Consider the following 20,999-nt stretch of genomic DNA (forward strand, 5'->3'; position numbering starts at 1 on the left):
CGGCTATTTTTTCAGGCACATGCCCATGTACGAACGGTCGGTCGAAAACTCGACTGCCATGCTCGACGACACGGGCATGAACATCGAATAATCGGCCGGCACATCGGCCGGGTCCTTGAACACGGCGACGCCATCGAAATCGACGGCTTGCGCGCCCAGACCCAGCTTGTTGATGGTGATGGTTTCCGCATGCGTCTTGCCGGTCGTGTTATTCGTCAGGGTGGCGGTGCTGCCGGCAACGACGATGTTCGCGCTGATGCCCGACGCCGCGCAGGCATAGCTGCCATTGAGTTCCGTACCGATCTTTTGCTGTTTGGCCGCCACGATGGTGCCCACGCGCAGGACGTTTTCCTGGTTGCGGCCGTAGCGGTCGATGAACAGCGCCAGCCCCCGGTCCCCCGCGTGCACGTGCACGATGCCGAAGTCCTGGCCACCCTGGCGGGCGACGAGCAAGCCGGTCTTCGCATCCTTGACCAGGGTCAGGCTGGCGTTTTCCGCTTCCAGCTGCGGCGATACCGCAGAGCACACGCCTTGCGCGTTGAACACGCCGCCATTGCACAGTTGGGCCGCTCCGTCGGCTGCGATCTTGAGAGTGCCTTTCGGATGGAAAGGGAAAGCGCCGTTCGACGCATTGCGCATGGACCCCAGGAAAATATAGTTGCCGGCCAGCTTGGCCACGTCACTCACCGCATAACCGCTGCCGCTGACGGTCGAAGCCATGTTGCCCAATTTGATATTGCCCGACAGCAGACGCGTGCGCGCATCGACGGTAACGCTGAAATCTGTCGCCGTGTAGGTGGTCAAATTGCCGCTGGTGGTAGCGCTGAAGGTGCCGCTGCGGTCGCTCAAGCCGAACTGCGTCGACAAGACACGGATGGCATAGGTTTTCTTGACGCTGTCAAACGTGATGCGCCAGGTGTCGCCGATATCGGCGGCCACGTCATACACGCTTTCGTCAGCACTGGCACCGGCAATGACATTCAGGCCAGCCTCTTTCGCCACGGCTTCCGATGCCACCGTCACGCTGTCGGCGGGGACGACGGGAGGCGTCACCACGACGGGTGGCTTGGCGGGGGTTTCCGGCGTGCCGCTATCGCTGCCGCCACCGCATGCGGACAGGGCTGCGCCCAGGACAAGGAACGTAAGTGCATTTTTCATGTGGCGTGACTTTCGGGAAAGAGGAGGCGGAGCTGCCAGAAACACATGCTAGCCTTGTCCGCAATCTATTGCCATGGAACAAATGTTCCATGGACGCCGCCCCCTGCACGCTGCCAGAAAGACGGGCGCGGGCGGCACGCCGGCGCCATTTATGTGACAATTCATCGTACTGTCGGCTCCGTTCTTCCTCCTCAGGCTCGCATCCATGACCAGTTCCCCGATTAAAAGCTACCTTCCCTGGGTGGTCGCCACTGCCCTGTTCATGGAGCAACTCGACTCCACCATCGTCAACACTGCCATCCCCGCCATGGCCGCCAGCCTGCAGGTGACGCCGCTGAGCCTGAAAGCCGTCGTCACCAGCTACATCCTGAGCCTGGCCGTGTGCATTCCCATCAGCGGCTGGATGGCCGACCGCTTCGGTACGCGGCGCGTATTTTCGGCCGCCGTTGCCATCTTCACCCTCGCCTCCATCCTGTGCGGCCTGTCCGTGAATGCCCCCATGCTGGTCGCCGCGCGCCTGCTGCAAGGGGTGGGCGCGGCCATGATGATGCCGGTGGGCAGGCTCACCATCATCCGCACCTTTCCCAAGTCGCAATTGCTGGCAGCCATGAATTTCGTCATCATCCCCGCCCTGATCGGGCCCCTGCTAGGGCCCACGGTGGGCGGGCTGATCGTGCACTGGCTGTCGTGGCGCGAGATTTTCTTTGTCAACGTGCCCGTCGGCCTGGCAGCGCTGTACCTGGCGCACCGCTACATGCCCGATTACTATGGCGACAAGCCGCGTCCGCTGGACCTGATCGGCCTGGTGCTGTTTGGCACGGGCATCGCGCTGCTGTCGTGGCTGCTGGAAATTTTCGGCGAACACCGCATCGACGGCACCTCGTTTGCCGTGCTACTGTTCATTTCCATCAGCCTGCTGGCCGCGTATGCCTGGCATTCGAGCGAAGTGCTGCACCCGCTGCTGCGCCTGACCCTGTTCAAGATCCGCACCTTCCGCGTCTCCGTGGTGGGCGGCTTCGTCACGCGCCTGGGCGTGGGCGGCCTGCCTTTCCTGCTGCCGCTCTTGTACCAGCTGGGCCTGGGCTTGCCCGCCTGGCAGTCGGGCTTGCTGATGATGCCGTCGGCGGCGGCCGCCATGGGCATGAAGTTCATTTCCGCGCGCGTGCTGGCCCGCTTCGGCTACCGCCAGGTGCTGATCGTCAATACCGTGCTGATCGGCATCACCATCGCCATGTTTTCGCAGGTGGGCGCGGGCACGCCCCTGTACGTGATCGTCGGCATCAGCCTGTGCCTGGGCTTTTTCAATTCGCTGCAATTTTCCAGCATGAACACCATCGCGTATGCCGATGTCGACAAGAGCGATTCGAGCATGGCCAGCACCATCGCCAGCTCGATGCAGCAACTGTCGATGAGCTTTGGCCTGGCCTTCGGTTCGCTGATCACGGGCTGGTACCTGGGCGACATGCCGCAGTCGGACCGCGCCATGCTCAGCACCGCCCTGCACCACACCTTTTTGACCCTGGCGGCCCTGACGATACTGTCCTCGCTGACCTTCTGGACCTTGCGCCGCGACGATGGAGAAAGCATCAGCAAGGGCACCGACGGCGACGAGGAAGAGGCGTCCGACGTGAAGGCCCAGGCCCTTGTGCAGACGGAAGTACAAACCACAAAAGGCTGAGCCACCTCAAGCTTGCCGCCGGCGCCGCTGGTGCTTTTTCCTGACGCTGCTACGGTGACGGCAGGAGGTGCACATGGCGGCCGAGCGGCGCTTTGCATGGAAGGGCACGGACCGTCATGGCCAGGCGGTCGATGGCATCTTGCGCGCCGCCGACGCCAGCGCGGCCACGCTCGCGCTACGCCGCCAGGGCATCCTCGCCACCAGGGTGCAGGCTGTGCGCGCCGCGCCCGGCAAAGCCATCACGCGCAAGGATATCGCGCTGTTCACGCGCCAGCTGTCGACCATGATGGCGGCCGGCGTGCCGCTGCTGCACGCCTTCGACATCGCCGGCAAGGGCCACGCCAAACCCGCCGTCACCGAACTGATGCGCGACTTGCGCCACGACATCGAAGCGGGCAGCAGCCTGCAGCAAGCCTTTCGCCAGTTCCCCCTGCTGTTCGACGAGCTGTACTGCAAGCTGCTGGCGGCCGGCGAACAGGCGGGCATCGTGCAGGACTTGCTGGCGCGCCTGGCCACGCACCAGGAAAAGGCCATCGCCCTGCGGCGGCAAGTGCGCGGCGCGCTGATGTATCCGCTGCTCATCGTGCTTGTCGCCATCGCTGTCACGGCCATCATCATGAGCGTGGTCGTGCCCGCCTTCCGCCAGGTCTTCGACAGCTTCGGCGCGGCCTTGCCGCTGCCCACCCTGGTCGTCATGGATTTATCCGCTTTTATTGTCCGCTACTGGCTGGCTCTGTTGGCGGCGCTCGTGCTCGCTTGCCTGCTGCTGCACCTGGCCTGGCGCCGCTGGCCCGCCTTGCGGCGCAACACGCAACTGCGGGCATTGCACCTGCCCGTCTTCGGTCCGCTCCTGCGCAAGGCGGCGATTGCCCGCTGGACGCGCACCCTGGCCGCCATGTTTGCCGCCGGCGTGCCGCTGCTCGACTCGCTCGGCCTGGTGGGCGCCGCCTCCGGCCACGCGCTGTACCAGGAAGCGACGACGCGCATCGAGCGTGAAATCCGCGCCGGCGGCAGCCTGGCCCTGGCCATGGAGCACAGCGGCGTGTTTCCCCCGCTGCTGACGCAACTGGCCCTGATCGGCGAGGAATCGGGCGCGCTCGACGCCATGCTGTCGCGCGCGGCCGAGATCATCGAGGCGGACATCGACGCCACGGTGGCCACCCTTTCCGCGCTGCTGGAACCGGCGCTGATGGTGGTGCTGGGCGTGCTGGTCGGCGCCCTCGTGATCGCCCTGTATTTGCCGATTTTCAAGCTGGGCGCCGTGATTTGACTGCGCGCCTGCAGGTTGCCAGCGACACCCGGCATGCACCCATGCTGGTCATACATCCACCTTTTTATCAAATAATAGCCATTGACTATGCAATAAACATAAAATATATTGAATTAATAGATAGTAAATACTGTATATTCGTATCGCAATGTAGGGCATGAGGTAATCCCAGGGGTGGGGCTACCCGCTCGCCGTCGCACTTCTTGCATGGCAGGGCCAGACTTGATTGTTGTGCCCCGCCCAGACATTCCACTCTTTTTCAAATTTCGATCATGCGTACTTCCAAAGCCCAACAAGCCAAAAACCATCGGCTGATCATTCAGACCGCAGTGGACCTGATGACCCAGCATGGGTTTGAGGGCACCACGATGAAGCAGATCGCGCGTGCCGCCGACGTCGGTGATGCCACCATCTACAAATACTTCCCTACCAAGGAGAAACTGGTAACCGCCTACTTTCAGCAAGCAATTGCAGACGCGGTGGCGCAGGCCGGCCAGACGCAGGGACAGAACGAATTTTCGCTGCAGGAGCGCCTGCAACTGGTGGTCGAGAGTCTGCTGGAAGGCTTGCTGGCCGACCGCGAATTTGTGGGCCTGGCGCGCGGCATGGTGGAGCGCGCGCCCACGCTGCTGTTGGGCGAGCAACTGCCCGGCAAGCCTTTGCTCCAGCAAACCTTCCTCCAGATGCTGGAGCAGGCCGAGACGACCGGTGAAATCGTGCCTTGCGGCTTCAAGCCCAGCCTGGCCGGACTGTTGGCCGACTATGTGTACGGCGTCATTGCGTACTGGCTGCGCGACACCTCCGAGCAGTTTTCCAACACCACACAAATGGTCGATTTAAGTTTGGGCGTGCTGGTGTTAGCCTTGCGCAGCGGCCTGGTGGACAAGCTGCTGGAGCTGGGCGGTTTCCTGGTGCGCAGCCAGCTGGCGCGCCTGATGCAAGACGGCAATGGCTTGCTGGACCTGCTGCAATTGGCCCGCCGCGGCTTGGGCGGGGTACGCTGATGAGGCCCACGACCAGGACGAACAAAGTTGCGCAATTGCCCCGTACCGGGCGTCTTTCGCGTGGCGCGATTGTCGGCATGGCAGTGGCGCGGGCCGGGCTGACCCACCTGGGCCATAAGGCCAAGTCGATGACGCGCGACGATGCGACAACGGAACAGGCCCGCGTGGCACATGAGGCGGAACTCGGGCGCATCCTGTTTGCCGCGTTGAACCAGCTCAAGGGCACGGCACTCAAAGCCTCGCAGCTGCTCAGCATGGAACTCGGTTTTCTACCCGAGGGCATGCGCCAGGAACTGGCCCGCGCCCACTATCAGGTCACGCCGCTGAACCGCGCGTTGGTGATCAAAGTGATGCGCCAGGAGTTTGGCCAGGATCCGCAAGCCCTGTTCCAGCAATTCGATCCGATCGCCTTTGCTGCCGCCAGTCTGGGTCAGGTCCACGCCGCCATCATGAGCGACGGTCTGGCCGTGGCCGTCAAACTACAATACCCCGGAATGGCGGATTCCATAGGCAGCGACATGCGTATGCTGCGCAGCCTGCTGCAAGCCTGGGGGGAACGCTCGGAGATGATGCCCAAAGCCGATATCATCGCGCGCATGATGGATGACATCGAACAGAAACTGGCTGAGGAGCTGGACTATTTGCACGAGGCACAGACCATGCAATGGTTTGCACAGCATCTCACGCTGCCGGGCCTGGTGATCCCCCAGCCGGTAATGGGCCGCACCACACGCCGCGTGCTGACCATGCAACGCCTGCCGGGACTGCATCTGAACGAATGGTTGCTGACCGAACCCGATCAAGCCGCACGTGATCAGGCTGGTCAGTTGCTGTTTGACGCCTTCTTTCATTGCACCTTTGTGCTGCACCGCTTGCAAGCCGACCCGCATCCGGGCAACTATCTGTTCATGCCGGACGGCCGCCTGGGCCTGCTGGACTTTGGCTGCACCCGCGCGCTGGACGCTGCCTTTTGCCAAGCGCTCAGCGCGCTTTGGTCGGCACAGTTGCGCGACCCGGCGGACCACAGTGCCATGCAGCAGGCCTATCGGGACTTGGGCCTGATTGGGCGGAATCTGCATGAGCAGGACTTTTGCCAGCAACTGCTGCCGGCAATGGCCGAGCGGCATGCCTGGCAGAAGTTGCCGTTTACTGTGGCGGTGTATGACTTTGCGCAACACCCACCATACCCACGCCCATCAGCCGAGCATCAGCGCCAGGCACTTCGGCACCTGCAGTCCTTGCCAGAGGAACTACCCTACGTCGACCGGGCCTATTTAGGACTGATCCAGCTTCTCAAAACCCTCGGTGCACGTGTGCGCACCGCCAACCCCTGGATTCATTAAATGCATACGACGTTTCTGCATCCGGCTTGCGCAATATCCGAGTACCACCGTTCAATCACCCCGTGTTGCACTTGATCCTAGAAACCATCAAGCCTGTCGGCAACGCTCTCGAAAAGGAAAAACATGTCCAAGTCTGCGTATAGCGCCAAAGTATTCGCCATCTACTTGTTCGTCATTGGGCCCATGTTAGTCGTCGCGCCAAACTTCTTGCTGTCGATCTTACAAATTCCGCCAACCTCCGAGGTCTGGATTCATTTGCTTGGCGTTGTCGTATCCATGATTGGCGTGTATGCGTGGGTCGCAGCCAAGCACGAAAACAAGCCGTTTCTGGTCGCGTCCGTATACACGCGCCTCTTCGTGTTCGCGGCCTTCACGACCTTCGCCGCCATTGGCCTTGCCAGCCCAATCATCGTTCTTTTCGGCGTCGCAGATCTGCTTGGAGGAATGTGGACCTACTTCGCACTGAAAGCCGACGCGCAGTCGGCAAGAACGGTCCTGGCGGGCCAGCACTGAGGCCCGTCCAATTTTGCATGCGCGCCAATCAAAACAACCGCAGTCCGACCGTCACTCACTTTACAGAGAGCGTTTTATTCATGACAAACGAAGCAAACAAAGTCTTCTTCATTGCCGCACCGGCAACAGCCATGTCGGCGTCAGGATTGACGCGCATTGATTTCTCCGACGGCTATTCCGGTCAGGGGGATCGAACCTACGTGGACGCCGAACAAGCGGGGCGCGCCGTGTTCGCTGAACCGCATCGCATGCTCACCTGGCTCATTATTCTGCGCAACGCAATCGTCGCACCGCTGGGACTAAAGAAAAGTATCAGCTTTAACGATCGCGGGCTGGGGAAGATAGGCATGTTTCCGATTATTTCCAGTACGGGCACTGAAGTCGTCGTCGGTGGTGACGACAAGCATCTGGATTTTCGGATCTGGATAAGCATTCAACCGAGTCTGCAGGGATCGGAAGTGACGGTTTCAACCTTGGTTAAAATAAACAATCTCTTTGGCAGAGTTTATTTGTTTATCATCATGCCGTTTCATAAACTGCTGACTCGCTCGCTGTTGGAGCGCGCGCTCAACCGGCACGACATGGTGCAGCGCAAGCCAGAAAGGTGAGCTCATTGTTGCCGCTCACCGAATATTGACCATCTAACGGCAGCGCAGGCGTTTCCAGCACCCTGCGCAAAACATCCCCATGTGCTGGCAGATGTTTTACACTGCGGCAGTGCCAGGCAATGTTTGCGCGGCAACATCATCACCTCAGACCCATCCACCATGCTGCAAGATACCCTGCTGTTCGCCGCGCCCGGCAATTTGCCCGTCGCCCTCGTCGCCGCCCTGTTCGGCCTGATCGTCGGCAGTTTCCTCAACGTGGTGATTCACCGCGTGCCGAAAATGATGCAGCGCGAATCCGATAATTATGTAGCGGAAGAAAGCGGCTTGCCCTTGCCGCATACGGACCGCTACAACCTGATGCTGCCGCATTCGCACTGCACCGCGTGCGGCCACCGCATCACGGCCATGGAAAACATCCCCGTCATCAGCTACCTGCTGCTGCGCGGCAAGTGCAGCGCCTGCAAGGCCCCCATCTCCGTGCGCTACCCGCTGGTCGAGCTGCTGACGGGCGCGCTGTCGGCCCTGTTGATCTGGCACTTCGGCAGCGGCTGGACGGGCCTGGCCACGCTCGTGTTTGCCTGGCTGCTGATCGCCATGACCTTCATCGATGCCGACACGCAAATGCTGCCCGACGACCTGACCTTTCCCTTGCTGTGGGCAGGTCTGCTGGTCAACATCAATGGCACCTTCGTGCCCCTGCAGGACGCCGTCATCGGCGCGGCCGCCGGCTACCTGGCACTGTGGGCCGTGTACTGGGCCTTCAAGCTGGCGACAGGCAAGGAGGGAATGGGCTATGGTGACTTCAAATTGCTGGCGGCGCTCGGTGCCTGGCTGGGCTGGACCATGTTGCCGACCATCATATTGTTGTCATCGCTGGTCGGCGCCGTGGTCGGCATCGGCCTGATCGTCTTCGCCAGGCGGGGGCGCGACAAACCGATTCCGTTCGGCCCCTACCTGGCGGCGGCAGGCCTGATCGCGCTGCTGTACGGCACGCCCCTGTCGCGCCTCATACCAGGCATGACCGGCTGATTGGCGCAGCACCGCGCCCCTTTGGATAAATACATGCAAACACAAAACGTCCCCTATTTCAGCGTCGGCCTCACCGGCGGCATCGGTTGCGGCAAGAGCACCGTGGCCGACCTGTTCGCCGCGCACGGCGCCACCATCGTCGATACCGACCAGATCGCCCACAGCCTGACGGCACCGAACGGCGCCGCCATGCCGGCCCTGGTGGCGGAATTTGGCCCCGACTACGCCGATGCGCGCGGCGCCCTCGACCGCACAAAAATGCGCAAGCTGGTGTTTTCCGACGCCGCCGCCAAGGCCCGGCTGGAAGCCATCCTGCACCCGCGCATCCGCCAGGCCACCCTGGCGGCGGCCGCCGCAGCGACGGGCAGCTATGTGATCTTTGCCGTGCCCCTGCTCGTCGAGTCCGGCGGATGGGTGGAAAGAGTCAACCGCGTGCTGGTCATCGATTGCCTGGAAAGCCTGCAAGTGTCGCGCGTGATGGCACGCAATGGCTTATCGGAAGAACAAGTCAAAGCCATCATGGCCACGCAAGCCACGCGTGCCATGCGCCTGGCGGCGGCGGACGATGTGATCGACAATAATGGCGATTTGGCCGCCCTGGCGCCGCAGATTGCCCAGTTGCACGATTTATATCTGGCATTTTCAAAAAGAATGGCCGGAATCGGGCCGCAACGTTTGTAATTTGTCGACGCTTGGTTCAAAATCACGGGATTGTTTGCAGGTCCTTACTTAAGGGAATTATTTTGATTGTCTACGAATACCCTTTCAACGAACGCATACGTACCTTGTTGCGTCTGGAAGACCTGTACGACAAATTCAAGTTCTTCATCCAGCAAGAGCATGCAATGCAGCACCATGTTGCCTTGGCAACCATTTTCGACATGCTCGAAGTGGCCGGCCGCGCCGACCTGAAGTCCGACCTGCTGCAGGAACTCGAACGCCAGCGCCAGAGCCTGCTGGGCTACCGCAGCAATCCGAATGTGGAGCCGGAAACCCTGGACGCCATCCTCGGTGAACTCGACAGTGTCAGCGGCGCCCTGGTGGCGGCGCAAGGCAAGACGGGGCAGAATATCCGCGACAATGAATGGCTGATGAGTATTCGCGGCCGCACCATCATCCCGGGCGGCGCCTGCGAATTCGACTTGCCTTCCTACTTTGCCTGGCAAAAACGCAGCTCCGAGCAGCGCCTGACCGATATCCACGCCTGGTTCGCCCCGCTGGCGCCCCTGTTCGATGCGCTGGCCCTGGTCTTGCGCCTGCTGCGCGATTCCGGCGGACCCGTTAAACTGATCGCCAATGGCGGCAGCTACCAGCAAATGCTGCAAGGCAAGGTGTATCAGATGCTGCGCCTGAGCCTGGATGAAAACATCGGCGCCATCCCGGAAATTTCCGCCAACAAATATATGCTGTGGGTACGCTTCACGACCCAGGGTGGCGATGTGAAACCCAAGCCGCTGGAAGTCGATGTACCATTCGAGCTCACGCTCTGCAATTTTTAACTGTTACTTATTTGCCCCATCATGACCGTCGTTAACTGCCCTACCTGTGCCGCCAAAGTCGAATGGACTGAAGCCAACAAATTCCGCCCCTTCTGCTCGGAACGCTGCAAACAGATCGACCTGGGTGCCTGGGCCGAGGAAAAATACACGATCCCCGCCGCCGATCCATTCGAAGACCCACTGGCAGACGAAGACAACAAGCCGCAGTAAGCCGCAATAAGCCTCAATTAAACGGATTTTCCAGGCGCAGTCCCTGCGTCACGAAACTGTCGAGCCTGCCGCTGACCACCGTCAAACCATAGGCGATGCCCATCGCCGCGATCTGTCCATCGACGCCGTGCACATGGCCGCGGCCATGCAGGCGCGCGCACACGAGTGCGCAATCGAGGTCAAATTCCAGCAGCCGCGGCGCATATTCCGCCAACACGGCTTCCAGCCAGCCTTCCAGCGCCAGTGCTTCCAGCGCCGCTTCGCGCCGCCAGCTGCGCTGTATGCCCGCACGCAACTGCGCGATCACTTGCACCGGCACATAGCGCGCCTCAGGCGCTACCCGTTCGAAAAATGTGAGCACGCCTGCCGGCGCAGCGCCGCCCTTGCGCGCCGCAACGATCACATCCGTGTCGAGCAGATAGGCGGGCATAATCGTGCTGATTCAAGGGCGGCGCTCGAAATCCGCATCCAGCCCCACGTCGGGCATGCCGCGCAAAATATCGTCGAGCGGGCGCTTCGGCAGCGGCCGCAAGGCGCTGCGCAGGATGTCGCGGTGCTCCTCTTCGATGCTGCGCCCATGCGCGCGGGCACGCTTGTGCAGCGCGGCGATCAGCAATTCATCGGTATCGGTAAAGGTCAGTGTCAGCGGCATGCGAAACTCCCCCGTGCGTGATGCAAGCACTGTAGCGCAAAGCGCGCACGATACAAGGAAAGTCACAGGAAAGCTTGCGCCAGCGCGCAGCATCGCGCTGCCCGCTGGCACTATTGAACATCAGGCCGAGGCCAGCGATTCCCGGCGTACCTCGTCGAGCCATTCCAGCAGGGGAATGGTGGCAGGCAGCAAAGGTTCCACGCCGACCGTGCCCTGCCAGGCGAACGCCTGCCCTTCCAGGCTTTGCGGCTCGCCGCGCCATTCGCGGCTGATATAGAAATGCAGGCGCACATGGGCATGCGGATACACATATTCGACGCCGCACCAGGCTTCGGCACTGTCGATATACAGCCCCAGCTCCTCGACAAACTCGCGTTTCAAGGCGTCAAAAATGGCTTCGCCCGGTTCGACTTTGCCGCCAGGAAATTCCCAATAGCCGTCATACGGCTTGCCGGCCGGGCGCTGGCCCAGCAGCACGTCGCCATTCGGCTTCATCAGGATGCCGACAGCCACATCGACCGGTTTCACTTTCACTTCGCTCATTGCGGCAACTCTCCCGCAGGTAGTTTCCCAGCATAATCGCGCGCGAATTGCCAGGCGACACGGCCCGAACGCGAACCGCGCTGCAAGGCCCAGCGCAGGGCATCGCCGCGCGCTGCCGCGATCTGCTCCGGCGTGCAGCCGAAGGAAGCGAGCCAATGGGCCGCGATGTCGAGGTAATCATCCTGCTTGAACGGGTAGAACGACAGCCACAGGCCGAAACGCTCGGACAGCGAGATTTTCTCTTCCACCGTCTCGCCCGGATGCAGATCGCCATCGTCGTCCGTCTTGTAGCTGCTGTTGTCCGACATGCGCTCGGGCATCAGATGACGGCGGTTCGAGGTGGCATAGATCAGCACATTGTCCGATTGCGCGGCGATGCTGCCATCGAGCGCCACTTTCAGCGCCTTGTAGCCATTCTCGCCCTCTTCGAACGACAGGTCGTCGCAAAAGATGATGAAGCGCTCGGGGCGCGCCGCCACCAGGTCGACGATGTCGGGCAGGTCGGCAAGATCCGCCTTGTCGACTTCGATCAGGCGCAGGCCCTGGCCGGCGAACTGGTTCAGGCACGCCTTGATCAGAGAAGACTTGCCGGTGCCGCGCGCACCCGTCAGCAGCACGTTGTTGGCCGGACGGCCGCCGACGAACTGGCGCGTGTTCTGTTCAATTTGCGCTTTTTGCGTGCCGATATTGTGCAAGTCGTCCAAGGCGATGTTCGACACGTGGGCCACGGCCTGCAAATAAGCTGCCGCGCCCTGGCGCCGGCGCCAGCGGAAGGCAAAGCTGGTCCAGTCCGGCGCGGGCGTCGCCTGCGGCAGGATCGCTTCCACGCGCGCCAGCAAGCTTTCCGCGCGCAGCAGGAATTGATCGAGACCGGTCATGAGCGGTAGTCGGCGTTGATCGACACGTAGTCATGCGACAGGTCGCACGTCCACAGGGTCGCCGTGGCGTCGCCGCGCGCCAGTTTCACGCGGATGGTGATTTCGCTTTGCTGCATCACGCGCTGGCCATCCTGCTCCTGGTAGTCCGGGTTGCGGCCACCATTCTTGGCCACCCACACGTCGTCCAGGTACAAATTCAATTGACCCACGTCCAAGTCGTCCACGCCAGCGTAGCCGATGGCGGCCAGGATGCGGCCCAGGTTCGGATCGGAGGCGAAGAAGGCCGTTTTCACCAGCGGCGAATGGGCGATGGAATAGGCGATCTTGCGGCACTCTTCCACGTTGCGGCCATCTTCCACGGTCACCGTCATGAACTTGGTGGCGCCTTCGCCGTCGCGCACGATCGCTTGCGCGAGGAAGGTCGACAGTTCGGTGACGGCAGCGGCCAGTTGCGCATAGTGCGGCGAGTCGATGGAATCGATGACCAGGCTGCCCGCGCCCGTCGCTACCAGCATGAACGAGTCATTGGTGGACGTATCGCCGTCGATGGTGATGCAGTTGAACGATTTGTCGGCCGCCTGCTTCACCAGCTGGTCCAGCACCGGTTGCGCCACGGTGGCGTCAAACGCGAGGAAACCGAGCATGGTGGCCATGTTCGGCTTGATCATGCCGGCGCCCTTGCTGATGCCCGTCAGGGTCACCGTGTGGCCACCGATGGTGAGCGTGCGCGAGCCGGCTTTCGGCTGCGTGTCGGTGGTCATGATGGCTTCGGCGGCCGAGAACCAGTTGTCCGAAGTGAGCGCGGCCACGGCTTGCGGCAAGCCGGCTACCAGGCGCTGCACGGGCAAGGGTTCGAGGATCACGCCGGTGGAAAACGGTAAAATTTGCTGCGGCGTGCAGCCCAGCAACTCGGCCAGCGCGGCGCAGCTGGCCTGTGCATCGGCCAGGCCCGATTCGCCCGTGCCCGCATTCGCGTTGCCCGTATTGACCAGCAGCGCGCGGATAGGCGCGGCGCCGGCCGTCACGGCGGCCAGGTTGGCTTTCGCAATTTGCACGGGCGCGGCGCAGAAGCGGTTCAAGGTAAATACGCCGGCCACGGTGGCCGTCGGCGCCAGTTTCAATACCAGCAAATCCTTGCGGTTGGGTTTCTTGATGCCGGCTTCGGCAACACCGATTTCAATGCCGGCGACGGCTTTCAAGTCGGCGGCGACGGGCTTGGGAGAATTGACGGCCATGGTGATTTCTTCTGCGAGGGAAAAGGGAAGCGCTATTGTAGCGCCTTCGCGGCGCCGTTGAACATACGGCAAGTGAATAGTCGCGATGGCCCCGGCTGCGCCGTAGCGGGTCGCCAGCGTGGCCAGGTTTGCGATTTATCAGAACCATGCCACCTGGCGGCGCTAAGGTAGGGGCATGGACGATGGTGAGTCATGCCATCGCACCGGCCAGGGAGGATGTCATGGCGCATGCTCAGTCAAACCGAATGCAGCATAGCGATGCGGGTCTGTCATGCCTGTTGCGTCTGCTGCGTCTGTTATGCCTGTTTTGCCTGCTGGCGTGGTTGACGGCCTGTACGGTGCAGGATGGTGTGACACAGCGCACAGACTACGACTCTGCCGGACTGGCATCTGAAGCGCCGCCTGGCGCGGTAGCGCCGCCATCGACGATCAAGCCGTCGGGCAGTGCATGGTCGGGCATGGGTGGCTTGCTCGGCAACCTCGGCAATCTGGTCGGCAGCACCGGCAGCGGTGGCACGCTGGCGTCCGGCAACGAGACTGCGCCAGCCGGCGCCATGCACGTCACCGTGTATTACGCCACCGACAGGCAATACCAGGCCCGCAGCCACAATTATGGCTGGCAGCCCAACCGCGCGGCGCCCTACCTCAGCTATGGCAGCGTCGTGGTGAGCATCCCTGAAAAAAGAGCGCCGGGTGAACTGCCGTTGCCGCCCTGGTACGCCCTCCTTTCCAGCGATAATGCGCAAAAATATGTACTGATCAAGGGAGCCACGCGCCTGTCGCGCGCGGATTTCCTCGCCACCGTCAAGGCCAGGATACAAGCCGCCCCGGAACGCCGCGCCGCCTTCATCTACATCCATGGCTATAGCAACTCGTTTGACGACGCGGCCCGGCGCACGGCGCAGATGGCGGTCGACCTCGATATCGGCGCCCTGCCCGTGTTCTACAGCTGGCCGTCGAAAGGTACCTTGGCCGGCTATGAATACGACCAGAATTCGGCCGAATGGACGCAGGCACACCTGCAGGCCTTCCTGGCAGACTTCGCGGAGAACTCGTCCGCCACGGATATCTACCTGATCGCCCACAGCATGGGCAACCGCCCGATGACCGTGGCCCTGGCCAACCTGCTGGAAAAACGCCCCGAACTGCTGCCCCTGTTCAAGCAGGTGGTGCTGGCGGCGCCGGACATCAATGCCGATGTCTTCCGCGACCAGATCGCCCCCCGTTTTGCCAGCCTCAAGCTCCCCACCACGCTGTACGCGTCCGCAAACGACAAGGCCATGCGCGCTTCCTACACCTTTGCCGACTGGGACAGGATAGGCGACATCCGCGGCCCCGTCGTCGGCATCCCCGGCATGGAATTCGTCGATGCCTCGACCGTCATCATGAACTTCATGGGACACGATTACTTCGCCAGCAACCGCGTCTTGCTGACCGATATCGCCACCATGATCAAGACGGGGCAACGGGCAAGGAACCGTGGCGGATTGAAAGGCATTCCGTCGCAGGCGCCGCAATACTGGGCATTTCCCTGAACACATGAACACGCAGCGCATGCCATCGCGGACATAAAAAAACGGAGACCGCAGTCTCCGTTCTTGTTCAAGCTGTCAAACCGGCTTTACGCCAATTTTCCATGACAGGCTTTGTACTTCTTGCCGCTGCCGCAAGGGCATGGGTCGTTGCGGCCCACTTTGACGCCCATGCTCACGCTCATGTCGTCGACGTTGTCCGTGTTGCCGCCTGCCGCAGGCGCCAACAGTTCTTCCGGCGCCGCGTTCGGGTCGAACTCGGCGTGCTGGTAGTGCACGTTTTCCACGTGCGACTGCTGCATCGCCTGTTCGGCCGCATCGACTTCTTCGCGCGACTGGATACGTACCGTCATCACGTGTTTCGTGACGTCGTTCTTGATCATGTCGAGCATCTGGCCAAACAGTTCAAACGCTTCGCGCTTGTATTCCTGTTTCGGGTTCTTCTGCGCATAACCGCGCAGGTGGATACCCTGGCGCAGGTGATCGAGCGCCGCCAGATGTTCACGCCAGTGGCTGTCGACGCTTTGCAGCATGACATTGCGCTCGAAGCCACCAAAAGATTCCTTGCCGACGATATCGATCTTCGACTGGTACACGGCATCGGCCGCGACCAGCACTTTTTCCAGGATCTCTTCGTCCGTCAGGGTCGCATCGGCTTCCAGCATTTGCTGCAACGGCAAGTCGAGCTGCCATTCGCTGGACAGGGTATTTTCCAGGCCCTTGATATCCCACTGCTCTTCCACCGATTCGTGCGGCACGTACTCGTGCACCAGGTCGGTGAACACGCCATGGCGCAGCGAGCCGATCATTTCCGAAATATCGGTCGTTTCCAGCAGTTCGTTACGCTGCTGATAGATGACTTTACGCTGGTCGTTGGCAACGTCATCGTATTCCAGCAATTGCTTGCGGATGTCGAAGTTGCGCGCTTCGACCTTGCGCTGGGCCGATTCGATCGAACGCGAAACGATGCCCGCCTCGATCGGTTCGCCTTCCGGCATTTTCAGACGGTCCATCACGGCGCGCACGCGGTCGCCGGCGAAGATGCGCAGCAGCGCGTCGTCGAGCGACAGGTAGAAGCGCGACGAACCCGGATCGCCCTGGCGACCGGCACGGCCACGCAGCTGATTGTCGACGCGACGCGATTCGTGGCGTTCGGTGCCGATGATGTGCAAACCGCCCGCATTGACCACGTGGTCGTGCAAGGATTGCCATTCGTCATGCAATTTCTTCGCTTGCTCGGCTTTTTCAGCATCGCTCAGCTCAGGATTGGCATCGATGAACTTGATCTGGTTCTCGACGTTGCCGCCCAAGACGATGTCCGTACCGCGACCGGCCATGTTGGTGGCGATGGTGATGGCTTTCGGACGGCCTGCCTGGGCGATGATTTCCGCTTCGCGGGCATGCTGCTTCGCGTTCAGCACGTTGTGCGGCAAATCGGCCTTGGTCAGGATGCCCGACAGCAATTCCGAGTTTTCGATCGAGGTCGTACCGACCAGCACGGGCTGGCCGCGCTCGTAGCAGTCGCGGATATCGTTCAACATCGCGTTGTATTTTTCCGCCGACGATTTGTAGACCTGATCCTGGCGGTCCTTGCGCTGCAACGGACGGTTTTGCGGGATCACGACCGTTTCCAGGCCGTAGATTTCCTGGAATTCGTATGCTTCGGTGTCTGCCGTACCGGTCATGCCGGCCAGCTTGGCGTACATGCGGAAGTAGTTCTGGAAGGTGATCGAGGCCAGGGTCTGGTTCTCGTTCTGGATCTTGACGCCTTCTTTCGCTTCGACGGCCTGGTGCAAGCCATCGGACCAGCGGCGGCCCGTCATCAGACGGCCCGTGAATTCATCAACGATGACAACTTCACTGTTCTGCACCACGTAGTGCTGATCCTTGAAGTACAGCGCATGCGCGCGCAAGGCCGCATACAGGTGATGCACGAGGCTGATGTTGGCCGAATCGTACAGCGAAGCGCCTTCCGGCAGCAGACCCATTTCCATCAGGATGCGCTCGGCCTTTTCGTGGCCCGCTTCCGTCAGCAGCACCTGGTGCGCCTTTTCATCCTTGGTATAGTCGCCCGGCACGTCAACCTTGCCCTTGCCGTCCGGCGTTTCTTCGCCGATCTGCAAAGTCAGCAGCGCAGGCACTTCATTGATCTTGTAATACAGGTCCGTATGGTTCTCGGCCTGGCCCGAAATGATCAATGGCGTACGCGCTTCATCGATCAGGATCGAGTCGACCTCATCGACGATGCCGAAGTTCAGGCTGCGTTGCACGCGCTCGCGCGCTTCGTAGACCATGTTGTCGCGCAAGAAGTCGAAACCGAATTCATTGTTCGTGCCATACGTGATGTCGGAGTTGTACGCCTGCTGCTTGGCACTGTGCTCCATCTGCGACATGTTCACGCCGGTCGACAGGCCCAGCCACGCATACAGGCGGCCCATGGTCTCGGCATCGCGCTGCGCCAGGTAATCATTGACGGTGACGATATGCACGCCCTTGCCCGACAAGGCATTCAGGTAGGCTGGCAAGGTCGCCATCAGGGTCTTGCCCTCGCCCGTGCCCATCTCCGCGATCTTACCGAAATGCAAGACCATGCCGCCGATCATCTGCACATCGAAGTGGCGCATGCGCAGGACGCGCTTGCTGGCCTCACGGCAGACGGCAAATGCTTCCGGCAACAAGGCATCGAGCGATTCGCCAGCGGCGATGCGTTCCTTGAAGGCAGGCGTCTTCGCTTGCAGCTCGGCATCCGACAGCTTTTCGATGGCCGGCTCGAGCGCATTGATCTCGCGTACCGTTTTTTGGTATTGCTTGAGCAGCCGCTGGTTGCGGCTACCGAAAATCTGGGTCAGTAATGACATGCTTGAATTCTTGAAAAAACGCCGTTAAAAAAAGCTCGGTAGGTGACAACGAGGTAACAATCGCGTGACCGCACGGAGTTCGACTATGGCAAAAGACGATGATTTTATCATGCGTTCCCGCCAAGGTTGGGCTAATGCACCATATAACAATAGCTTAATGACAAACAAATGGCAGAAATTGCGGACATTTTCCATACTGTAAGGCAATACGACCGGCCAGCCTGCGCCGCACCCGCCGCCGCACTCGTCATGCGCGGGCGAGTGTGCTATGTTTCGGCCATGCGAACTCCTACCTACTCTCCGGCGCCGCGCCGTGGCTACGGCTTTGCCCGTTCAGGCCCGGCCGTCACGGGCGCAACCGATTTTCTGCGCGGCAATGCGACGATGGCGTCCCTGATGCCCACCGTCACGCGCCTGGCCGCCCTGCAAAAAGATTGCGCCAGGGCCTTGCCGGCGATGTTCGAGCATTGCGATATCCTGCAATTCGAGGGCGGCCAGCTGGTGCTGGCCACGCCGAACGCGGCGCTGGCGGCCAAGCTCAAGCAGCAATTACCAAAATTGCAAGGGGAACTGGAAAGAAAGGGCTGGCAGATTTCAGGCATCAAGCTGAAAGTGCAGGTCATCAGGAGCATCGCGCCCATCGTGCATACACGGGCGCTGGTCTTGCCGGAAAAAGCCATGACGGCCCTGGAAGAGCTGAGCACGGCCCTGCCCGCGTCGAAGCAGAACGAGCAATTGATCGCGGCGCTGCGCAATATGCTGCGCCACCACCGCGAACCTAAAGATTAGCAACGCCAGGCGGCAGCACGTAGGTCGGATTAGGCCCTTCGGGCCGTAATCCGACAACATTGTTGGCGCCTGCGGGGTTGTCGGATTACGGCCTGCGGCCTAATCCGACCTACGTCAGCGACCACTCGCGCTCCATCTGGCGCAAATACGACTGCGGCGCCGCCTCGTTGGTATCGAACGAGACGATTTCATACGCTTCCGGCTGTTCCAGCAGCGCCAGCAGCAACTGGTTGTTCAGTGCGTGACCCGACTTGTGCGCCGTGTAATACGCCAGCAAGGGGTGGCCCACCAGGTACAGGTCGCCGATGGCGTCGAGGATCTTGTGGCGCACGAACTCGTCTTCATAGCGCAAGCCGTCGGCATTGAGGATGCGGTATTCATCCATGACGATGGCGTTTTCCAGCGAACCGCCACGCGCCAGACCCATGCCGCGCAAGCTTTCCACGTCCTGCATGAAACCAAAGGTGCGCGCGCGCGCCACGTCGTGCACATACGACACGTCGCCGAAGTCGACGGAGGCGCGCTGCATCGTGCCATCGACGGCCGGATGATTAAATTCGATGAAGAAGTCGAGCTTGAAGCCGTCGTACGGCGACAAGCGCGCCCATTTCTCCGCGTCTCCCTTGCCGTGACGCACTTCCACGGGCTTGATGACCTTGATGAATTTCTTCGCCGCCTGCTGCTCTTCCACGCCAGCCTGCTGCAGCAGGTAGACGAAGGACGAGGCGGAACCGTCCATGATGGGAATTTCTTCCGCATTCACGTCGATATACATATTGTCGACACCCAGGCCGGCCGCGGCCGACATCAGGTGTTCCACAGTGGACACCCTGGCGCCATCCTTGATCAGCACGGAAGCCATGCGCGTATCGCCCACGGCCATGGCGCTGGCGGGAAACTCGACGATGGGATCGAGGTCGATGCGGCGAAACACGATGCCCGTGTCGATCGCGGCGGGACGCAAGGTCAGCTCGACCTTGGTGCCAGAGTGCAAACCGACACCGATGGTGCGGACCTGTTGTTTGATAGTGCGTTGTTTTAACATGGCACGATTATATCCAGTTGCGGCGTGGAATGCTGACCGGCAAAGAAATGCTAGGGATGCTCACTTTCCACATGCACGGCCTCGCGCCGCACCAGGTAGATGCCGCTGGCGATAATGATCGCCGCGCCAAGCAAGGTATAGCGATCCGGCAGCACCTGCCACAGCAGCCAGTCTATCGCCACGCCCCAGGCCAGCGCCGTGTACTCGAACGGCGCCACGATTGACGCCTTGCCGGTGCTGAAGGCCTTGGTGATCGCCAACTGCCCGAAGAAGCCTGACAGCGCCAGCACCATCAAGGTCGAGCCATGTTCGGCACGCACAGGCACCCAGATATTCCACGCCAGCGTTACTGCGCCAATCGACATCAGCGTCAGCAGCCAGAACATCATCGCCTCGGTGCTGTCGGTGCGCGCCAGCACGCGCGCGCTGATGGCCGACACGGCGTAGCAGGCAGCTGCCACCAGAATCGCCAGCCCGCCCAGCGACAGGAAGCCGGTGCCTTCGGGGCGCAGCACCACCAGCACGCCCAGCAGGCCGACGCCAATCGCCACCCACTGCCCGCGGCCCACGTGCTCCTTCAGCACCCACACCGACAGCGCCGTGATCAAAGCCGGCGCGATGAAGAAGATCGAATATGCCTCGGCCAGCGACAGCGACTTCAGCCCGAAGGCAAAGGTGGTCAGCATGGCGATGCCGAGTGCGGCGCGCAACAGGTGCATTGGCCAGCGTATGCGCAAGATGCCCTTGAACGCACCGCGGTACAGCATGTAGCCGCACAGCAGTGGCAACGAACTGAGCGAGCGCATCGCCGTGACCTGCGTGGCGGGATAATGGGCAGACAGCAGCTTCATGGCGGTATCCATGCACGAGAACATGGCGACCGCAATCAACATCGCATAGATGCTGTGCAGATTTTCTTGACGAGAAGACAGGGAAAGCTCCTTGACGACCGGTCCGGGGCGGACCACTGGGAACGTCATTATGGCGACGTCCGGAGCCAGCACAGCGGAGGCGCTGCCGGGATTGATTATAGCAAGCCGGCCAGCTCATCAGGGGCGACGACGAAAACAGTGCCTGGATCAAGTACTGCCGCAATCGCGGCGGCGGTGCCTGAAATGCTTGATCTACGTCATCGTTTTTTTAAAAGATGTATGT

Annotated in this window: 21 protein-coding genes; 12 read left to right on the top strand and 9 right to left on the bottom strand. The window is 61.2% G+C overall.

The window, feature by feature from the left end; genetic code table 11:
• Positions 1 to 3 precede the first annotated feature (3 nt).
• Positions 4 to 1,158: a hypothetical protein gene (locus CLU93_RS07290; RefSeq protein ID WP_099760571.1), complete on the bottom strand. Its 1,155-nt coding sequence runs from the start codon at positions 1,156 to 1,158 to the stop codon at positions 4 to 6.
• Between the two features lie 205 nt (positions 1,159 to 1,363).
• Between CLU93_RS07290 and CLU93_RS07295 the strand changes: the two genes are divergently transcribed.
• From CLU93_RS07295 to yacG, 10 genes are all read left to right on the top strand, one after another.
• Positions 1,364 to 2,836 carry a DHA2 family efflux MFS transporter permease subunit gene (locus CLU93_RS07295; protein ID WP_257224904.1) on the top strand — a complete coding sequence of 491 codons (1,473 nt, stop codon included), beginning with the start codon at positions 1,364 to 1,366 and terminating at the stop codon, positions 2,834 to 2,836.
• 73 nt (positions 2,837 to 2,909) lie between these two features.
• A complete protein-coding gene (locus CLU93_RS07300) occupies positions 2,910 to 4,106 on the top strand; it encodes a type II secretion system F family protein (protein WP_099760573.1) in 1,197 nt (398 codons plus the stop codon).
• Between the two features lie 272 nt (positions 4,107 to 4,378).
• Positions 4,379 to 5,110, top strand: a complete 732-nt coding sequence (locus CLU93_RS28425; RefSeq protein ID WP_099760574.1) for a TetR/AcrR family transcriptional regulator — start codon at positions 4,379 to 4,381, stop codon at positions 5,108 to 5,110.
• Between the two features lie 128 nt (positions 5,111 to 5,238).
• Positions 5,239 to 6,453, top strand: coding sequence for an ABC1 kinase family protein (locus CLU93_RS07310; RefSeq protein ID WP_257224905.1), 1,215 nt, complete (start codon positions 5,239 to 5,241; stop codon positions 6,451 to 6,453).
• 123 nt (positions 6,454 to 6,576) lie between these two features.
• On the top strand, positions 6,577 to 6,966 hold the full coding sequence (locus CLU93_RS07315) for a hypothetical protein (RefSeq protein ID WP_099760576.1): 390 nt from the start codon (positions 6,577 to 6,579) through the stop codon (positions 6,964 to 6,966).
• Between the two features lie 17 nt (positions 6,967 to 6,983).
• The gene (locus CLU93_RS07320) at positions 6,984 to 7,574 is read left to right on the top strand and encodes a DUF2867 domain-containing protein (RefSeq protein ID WP_099760577.1); all 591 of its coding nucleotides are present in this window, start codon (positions 6,984 to 6,986) and stop codon (positions 7,572 to 7,574) included.
• A 159-nt stretch (positions 7,575 to 7,733) separates the two neighbouring features.
• Positions 7,734 to 8,603 carry a prepilin peptidase gene (locus CLU93_RS07325; protein WP_099764280.1) on the top strand — a complete coding sequence of 290 codons (870 nt, stop codon included), beginning with the start codon at positions 7,734 to 7,736 and terminating at the stop codon, positions 8,601 to 8,603.
• A 33-nt stretch (positions 8,604 to 8,636) separates the two neighbouring features.
• Positions 8,637 to 9,284, top strand: coding sequence for a dephospho-CoA kinase (gene coaE, locus CLU93_RS07330; protein ID WP_099764281.1), 648 nt, complete (start codon positions 8,637 to 8,639; stop codon positions 9,282 to 9,284).
• 62 nt (positions 9,285 to 9,346) lie between these two features.
• A complete protein-coding gene (gene zapD, locus CLU93_RS07335; RefSeq protein ID WP_099760578.1) occupies positions 9,347 to 10,102 on the top strand; it encodes a cell division protein ZapD in 756 nt (251 codons plus the stop codon).
• 18 nt (positions 10,103 to 10,120) lie between these two features.
• Positions 10,121 to 10,312, top strand: a complete 192-nt coding sequence (gene yacG, locus CLU93_RS07340) for a DNA gyrase inhibitor YacG (protein WP_034748814.1) — start codon at positions 10,121 to 10,123, stop codon at positions 10,310 to 10,312.
• Positions 10,313 to 10,325: 13 nt separating this feature from the next.
• On the opposite strand, the gene CLU93_RS07345 is transcribed toward yacG, so the two are convergent.
• From CLU93_RS07345 to argJ, 5 genes are all read right to left on the bottom strand, one after another.
• Entirely contained in the window at positions 10,326 to 10,742 is a 417-nt protein-coding gene (locus CLU93_RS07345) for a VapC toxin family PIN domain ribonuclease (protein ID WP_099760579.1), read from the bottom strand.
• Positions 10,743 to 10,754: 12 nt separating this feature from the next.
• A complete protein-coding gene (locus CLU93_RS07350; protein WP_099760580.1) occupies positions 10,755 to 10,964 on the bottom strand; it encodes a FitA-like ribbon-helix-helix domain-containing protein in 210 nt (69 codons plus the stop codon).
• Between the two features lie 120 nt (positions 10,965 to 11,084).
• Entirely contained in the window at positions 11,085 to 11,507 is a 423-nt protein-coding gene (locus CLU93_RS07355; protein WP_071079372.1) for an NUDIX domain-containing protein, read from the bottom strand.
• Positions 11,504 to 12,385 carry an ATP-binding protein gene (locus tag CLU93_RS07360; protein ID WP_099760581.1) on the bottom strand — a complete coding sequence of 294 codons (882 nt, stop codon included), beginning with the start codon at positions 12,383 to 12,385 and terminating at the stop codon, positions 11,504 to 11,506. Before CLU93_RS07360 ends, CLU93_RS07355 begins: the two co-directional genes overlap by 4 nt.
• Positions 12,382 to 13,620 (bottom strand): bifunctional glutamate N-acetyltransferase/amino-acid acetyltransferase ArgJ, encoded by a 1,239-nt coding sequence (gene argJ, locus CLU93_RS07365; protein ID WP_099760582.1) that lies wholly within the window; start codon positions 13,618 to 13,620, stop codon positions 12,382 to 12,384. Before argJ ends, CLU93_RS07360 begins: the two co-directional genes overlap by 4 nt.
• A gap of 350 nt (positions 13,621 to 13,970) precedes the next feature.
• Here argJ and CLU93_RS07370 point away from each other — a divergent pair, with 350 nt between their 5' ends.
• Positions 13,971 to 15,155, top strand: coding sequence for an alpha/beta hydrolase (locus CLU93_RS07370; RefSeq protein WP_180287821.1), 1,185 nt, complete (start codon positions 13,971 to 13,973; stop codon positions 15,153 to 15,155).
• A gap of 86 nt (positions 15,156 to 15,241) precedes the next feature.
• On the opposite strand, the gene secA is transcribed toward CLU93_RS07370, so the two are convergent.
• Entirely contained in the window at positions 15,242 to 18,010 is a 2,769-nt protein-coding gene (gene secA, locus CLU93_RS07375) for a preprotein translocase subunit SecA (RefSeq protein ID WP_099760584.1), read from the bottom strand.
• A 279-nt stretch (positions 18,011 to 18,289) separates the two neighbouring features.
• On the opposite strand from secA, the gene CLU93_RS07380 reads away from it, so the two are divergent.
• On the top strand, positions 18,290 to 18,799 hold the full coding sequence (locus CLU93_RS07380; protein ID WP_071079376.1) for a DciA family protein: 510 nt from the start codon (positions 18,290 to 18,292) through the stop codon (positions 18,797 to 18,799).
• 109 nt (positions 18,800 to 18,908) lie between these two features.
• On the opposite strand, the gene lpxC is transcribed toward CLU93_RS07380, so the two are convergent.
• Both lpxC and CLU93_RS07390 read right to left on the bottom strand, forming a co-directional pair.
• Entirely contained in the window at positions 18,909 to 19,844 is a 936-nt protein-coding gene (lpxC, locus tag CLU93_RS07385) for a UDP-3-O-acyl-N-acetylglucosamine deacetylase (protein WP_099760585.1), read from the bottom strand.
• A 50-nt stretch (positions 19,845 to 19,894) separates the two neighbouring features.
• Complete coding sequence (locus CLU93_RS07390) at positions 19,895 to 20,737, bottom strand: DMT family transporter (RefSeq protein WP_099760586.1); 843 nt, start codon at positions 20,735 to 20,737, stop codon at positions 19,895 to 19,897.
• Positions 20,738 to 20,999: the final 262 nt, after the last annotated feature.

Origin of the sequence: Janthinobacterium sp. 35, assembly GCF_002754575.1 — a bacterium.
Taxonomy (GTDB): Bacteria; Pseudomonadota; Gammaproteobacteria; order Burkholderiales; family Burkholderiaceae_D; genus Janthinobacterium; species Janthinobacterium tructae.

Excerpts from the sequence above, each read along its gene's own strand:
- CLU93_RS07380 (WP_071079376.1), top strand. The coding sequence starts at position 18,290 with ATGCGAACTCCTACCTACTCTCCGGCGCCGCGCCGTGGCTACGGCTTT.
- CLU93_RS07360 (WP_099760581.1), bottom strand. The coding sequence starts at position 12,385 with ATGACCGGTCTCGATCAATTCCTGCTGCGCGCGGAAAGCTTGCTGGCG.
- CLU93_RS07310 (WP_257224905.1), top strand. The coding sequence starts at position 5,239 with ATGACGCGCGACGATGCGACAACGGAACAGGCCCGCGTGGCACATGAG.
- CLU93_RS07355 (WP_071079372.1), bottom strand. The coding sequence starts at position 11,507 with ATGAGCGAAGTGAAAGTGAAACCGGTCGATGTGGCTGTCGGCATCCTG.
- CLU93_RS07300 (WP_099760573.1), top strand. The coding sequence starts at position 2,910 with ATGGCGGCCGAGCGGCGCTTTGCATGGAAGGGCACGGACCGTCATGGC.
- CLU93_RS07315 (WP_099760576.1), top strand. The coding sequence starts at position 6,577 with ATGTCCAAGTCTGCGTATAGCGCCAAAGTATTCGCCATCTACTTGTTC.
- secA (WP_099760584.1), bottom strand. The coding sequence starts at position 18,010 with ATGTCATTACTGACCCAGATTTTCGGTAGCCGCAACCAGCGGCTGCTC.
- CLU93_RS07290 (WP_099760571.1), bottom strand. The coding sequence starts at position 1,158 with ATGAAAAATGCACTTACGTTCCTTGTCCTGGGCGCAGCCCTGTCCGCA.
- CLU93_RS07345 (WP_099760579.1), bottom strand. The coding sequence starts at position 10,742 with ATGCCCGCCTATCTGCTCGACACGGATGTGATCGTTGCGGCGCGCAAG.
- lpxC (WP_099760585.1), bottom strand. The coding sequence starts at position 19,844 with ATGTTAAAACAACGCACTATCAAACAACAGGTCCGCACCATCGGTGTC.
- CLU93_RS07295 (WP_257224904.1), top strand. The coding sequence starts at position 1,364 with ATGACCAGTTCCCCGATTAAAAGCTACCTTCCCTGGGTGGTCGCCACT.
- coaE (WP_099764281.1), top strand. The coding sequence starts at position 8,637 with ATGCAAACACAAAACGTCCCCTATTTCAGCGTCGGCCTCACCGGCGGC.
- CLU93_RS07325 (WP_099764280.1), top strand. The coding sequence starts at position 7,734 with ATGCTGCAAGATACCCTGCTGTTCGCCGCGCCCGGCAATTTGCCCGTC.
- CLU93_RS07390 (WP_099760586.1), bottom strand. The coding sequence starts at position 20,737 with ATGTTGATTGCGGTCGCCATGTTCTCGTGCATGGATACCGCCATGAAG.
- argJ (WP_099760582.1), bottom strand. The coding sequence starts at position 13,620 with ATGGCCGTCAATTCTCCCAAGCCCGTCGCCGCCGACTTGAAAGCCGTC.
- CLU93_RS28425 (WP_099760574.1), top strand. The coding sequence starts at position 4,379 with ATGCGTACTTCCAAAGCCCAACAAGCCAAAAACCATCGGCTGATCATT.
- CLU93_RS07350 (WP_099760580.1), bottom strand. The coding sequence starts at position 10,964 with ATGCCGCTGACACTGACCTTTACCGATACCGATGAATTGCTGATCGCC.
- CLU93_RS07320 (WP_099760577.1), top strand. The coding sequence starts at position 6,984 with ATGCGCGCCAATCAAAACAACCGCAGTCCGACCGTCACTCACTTTACA.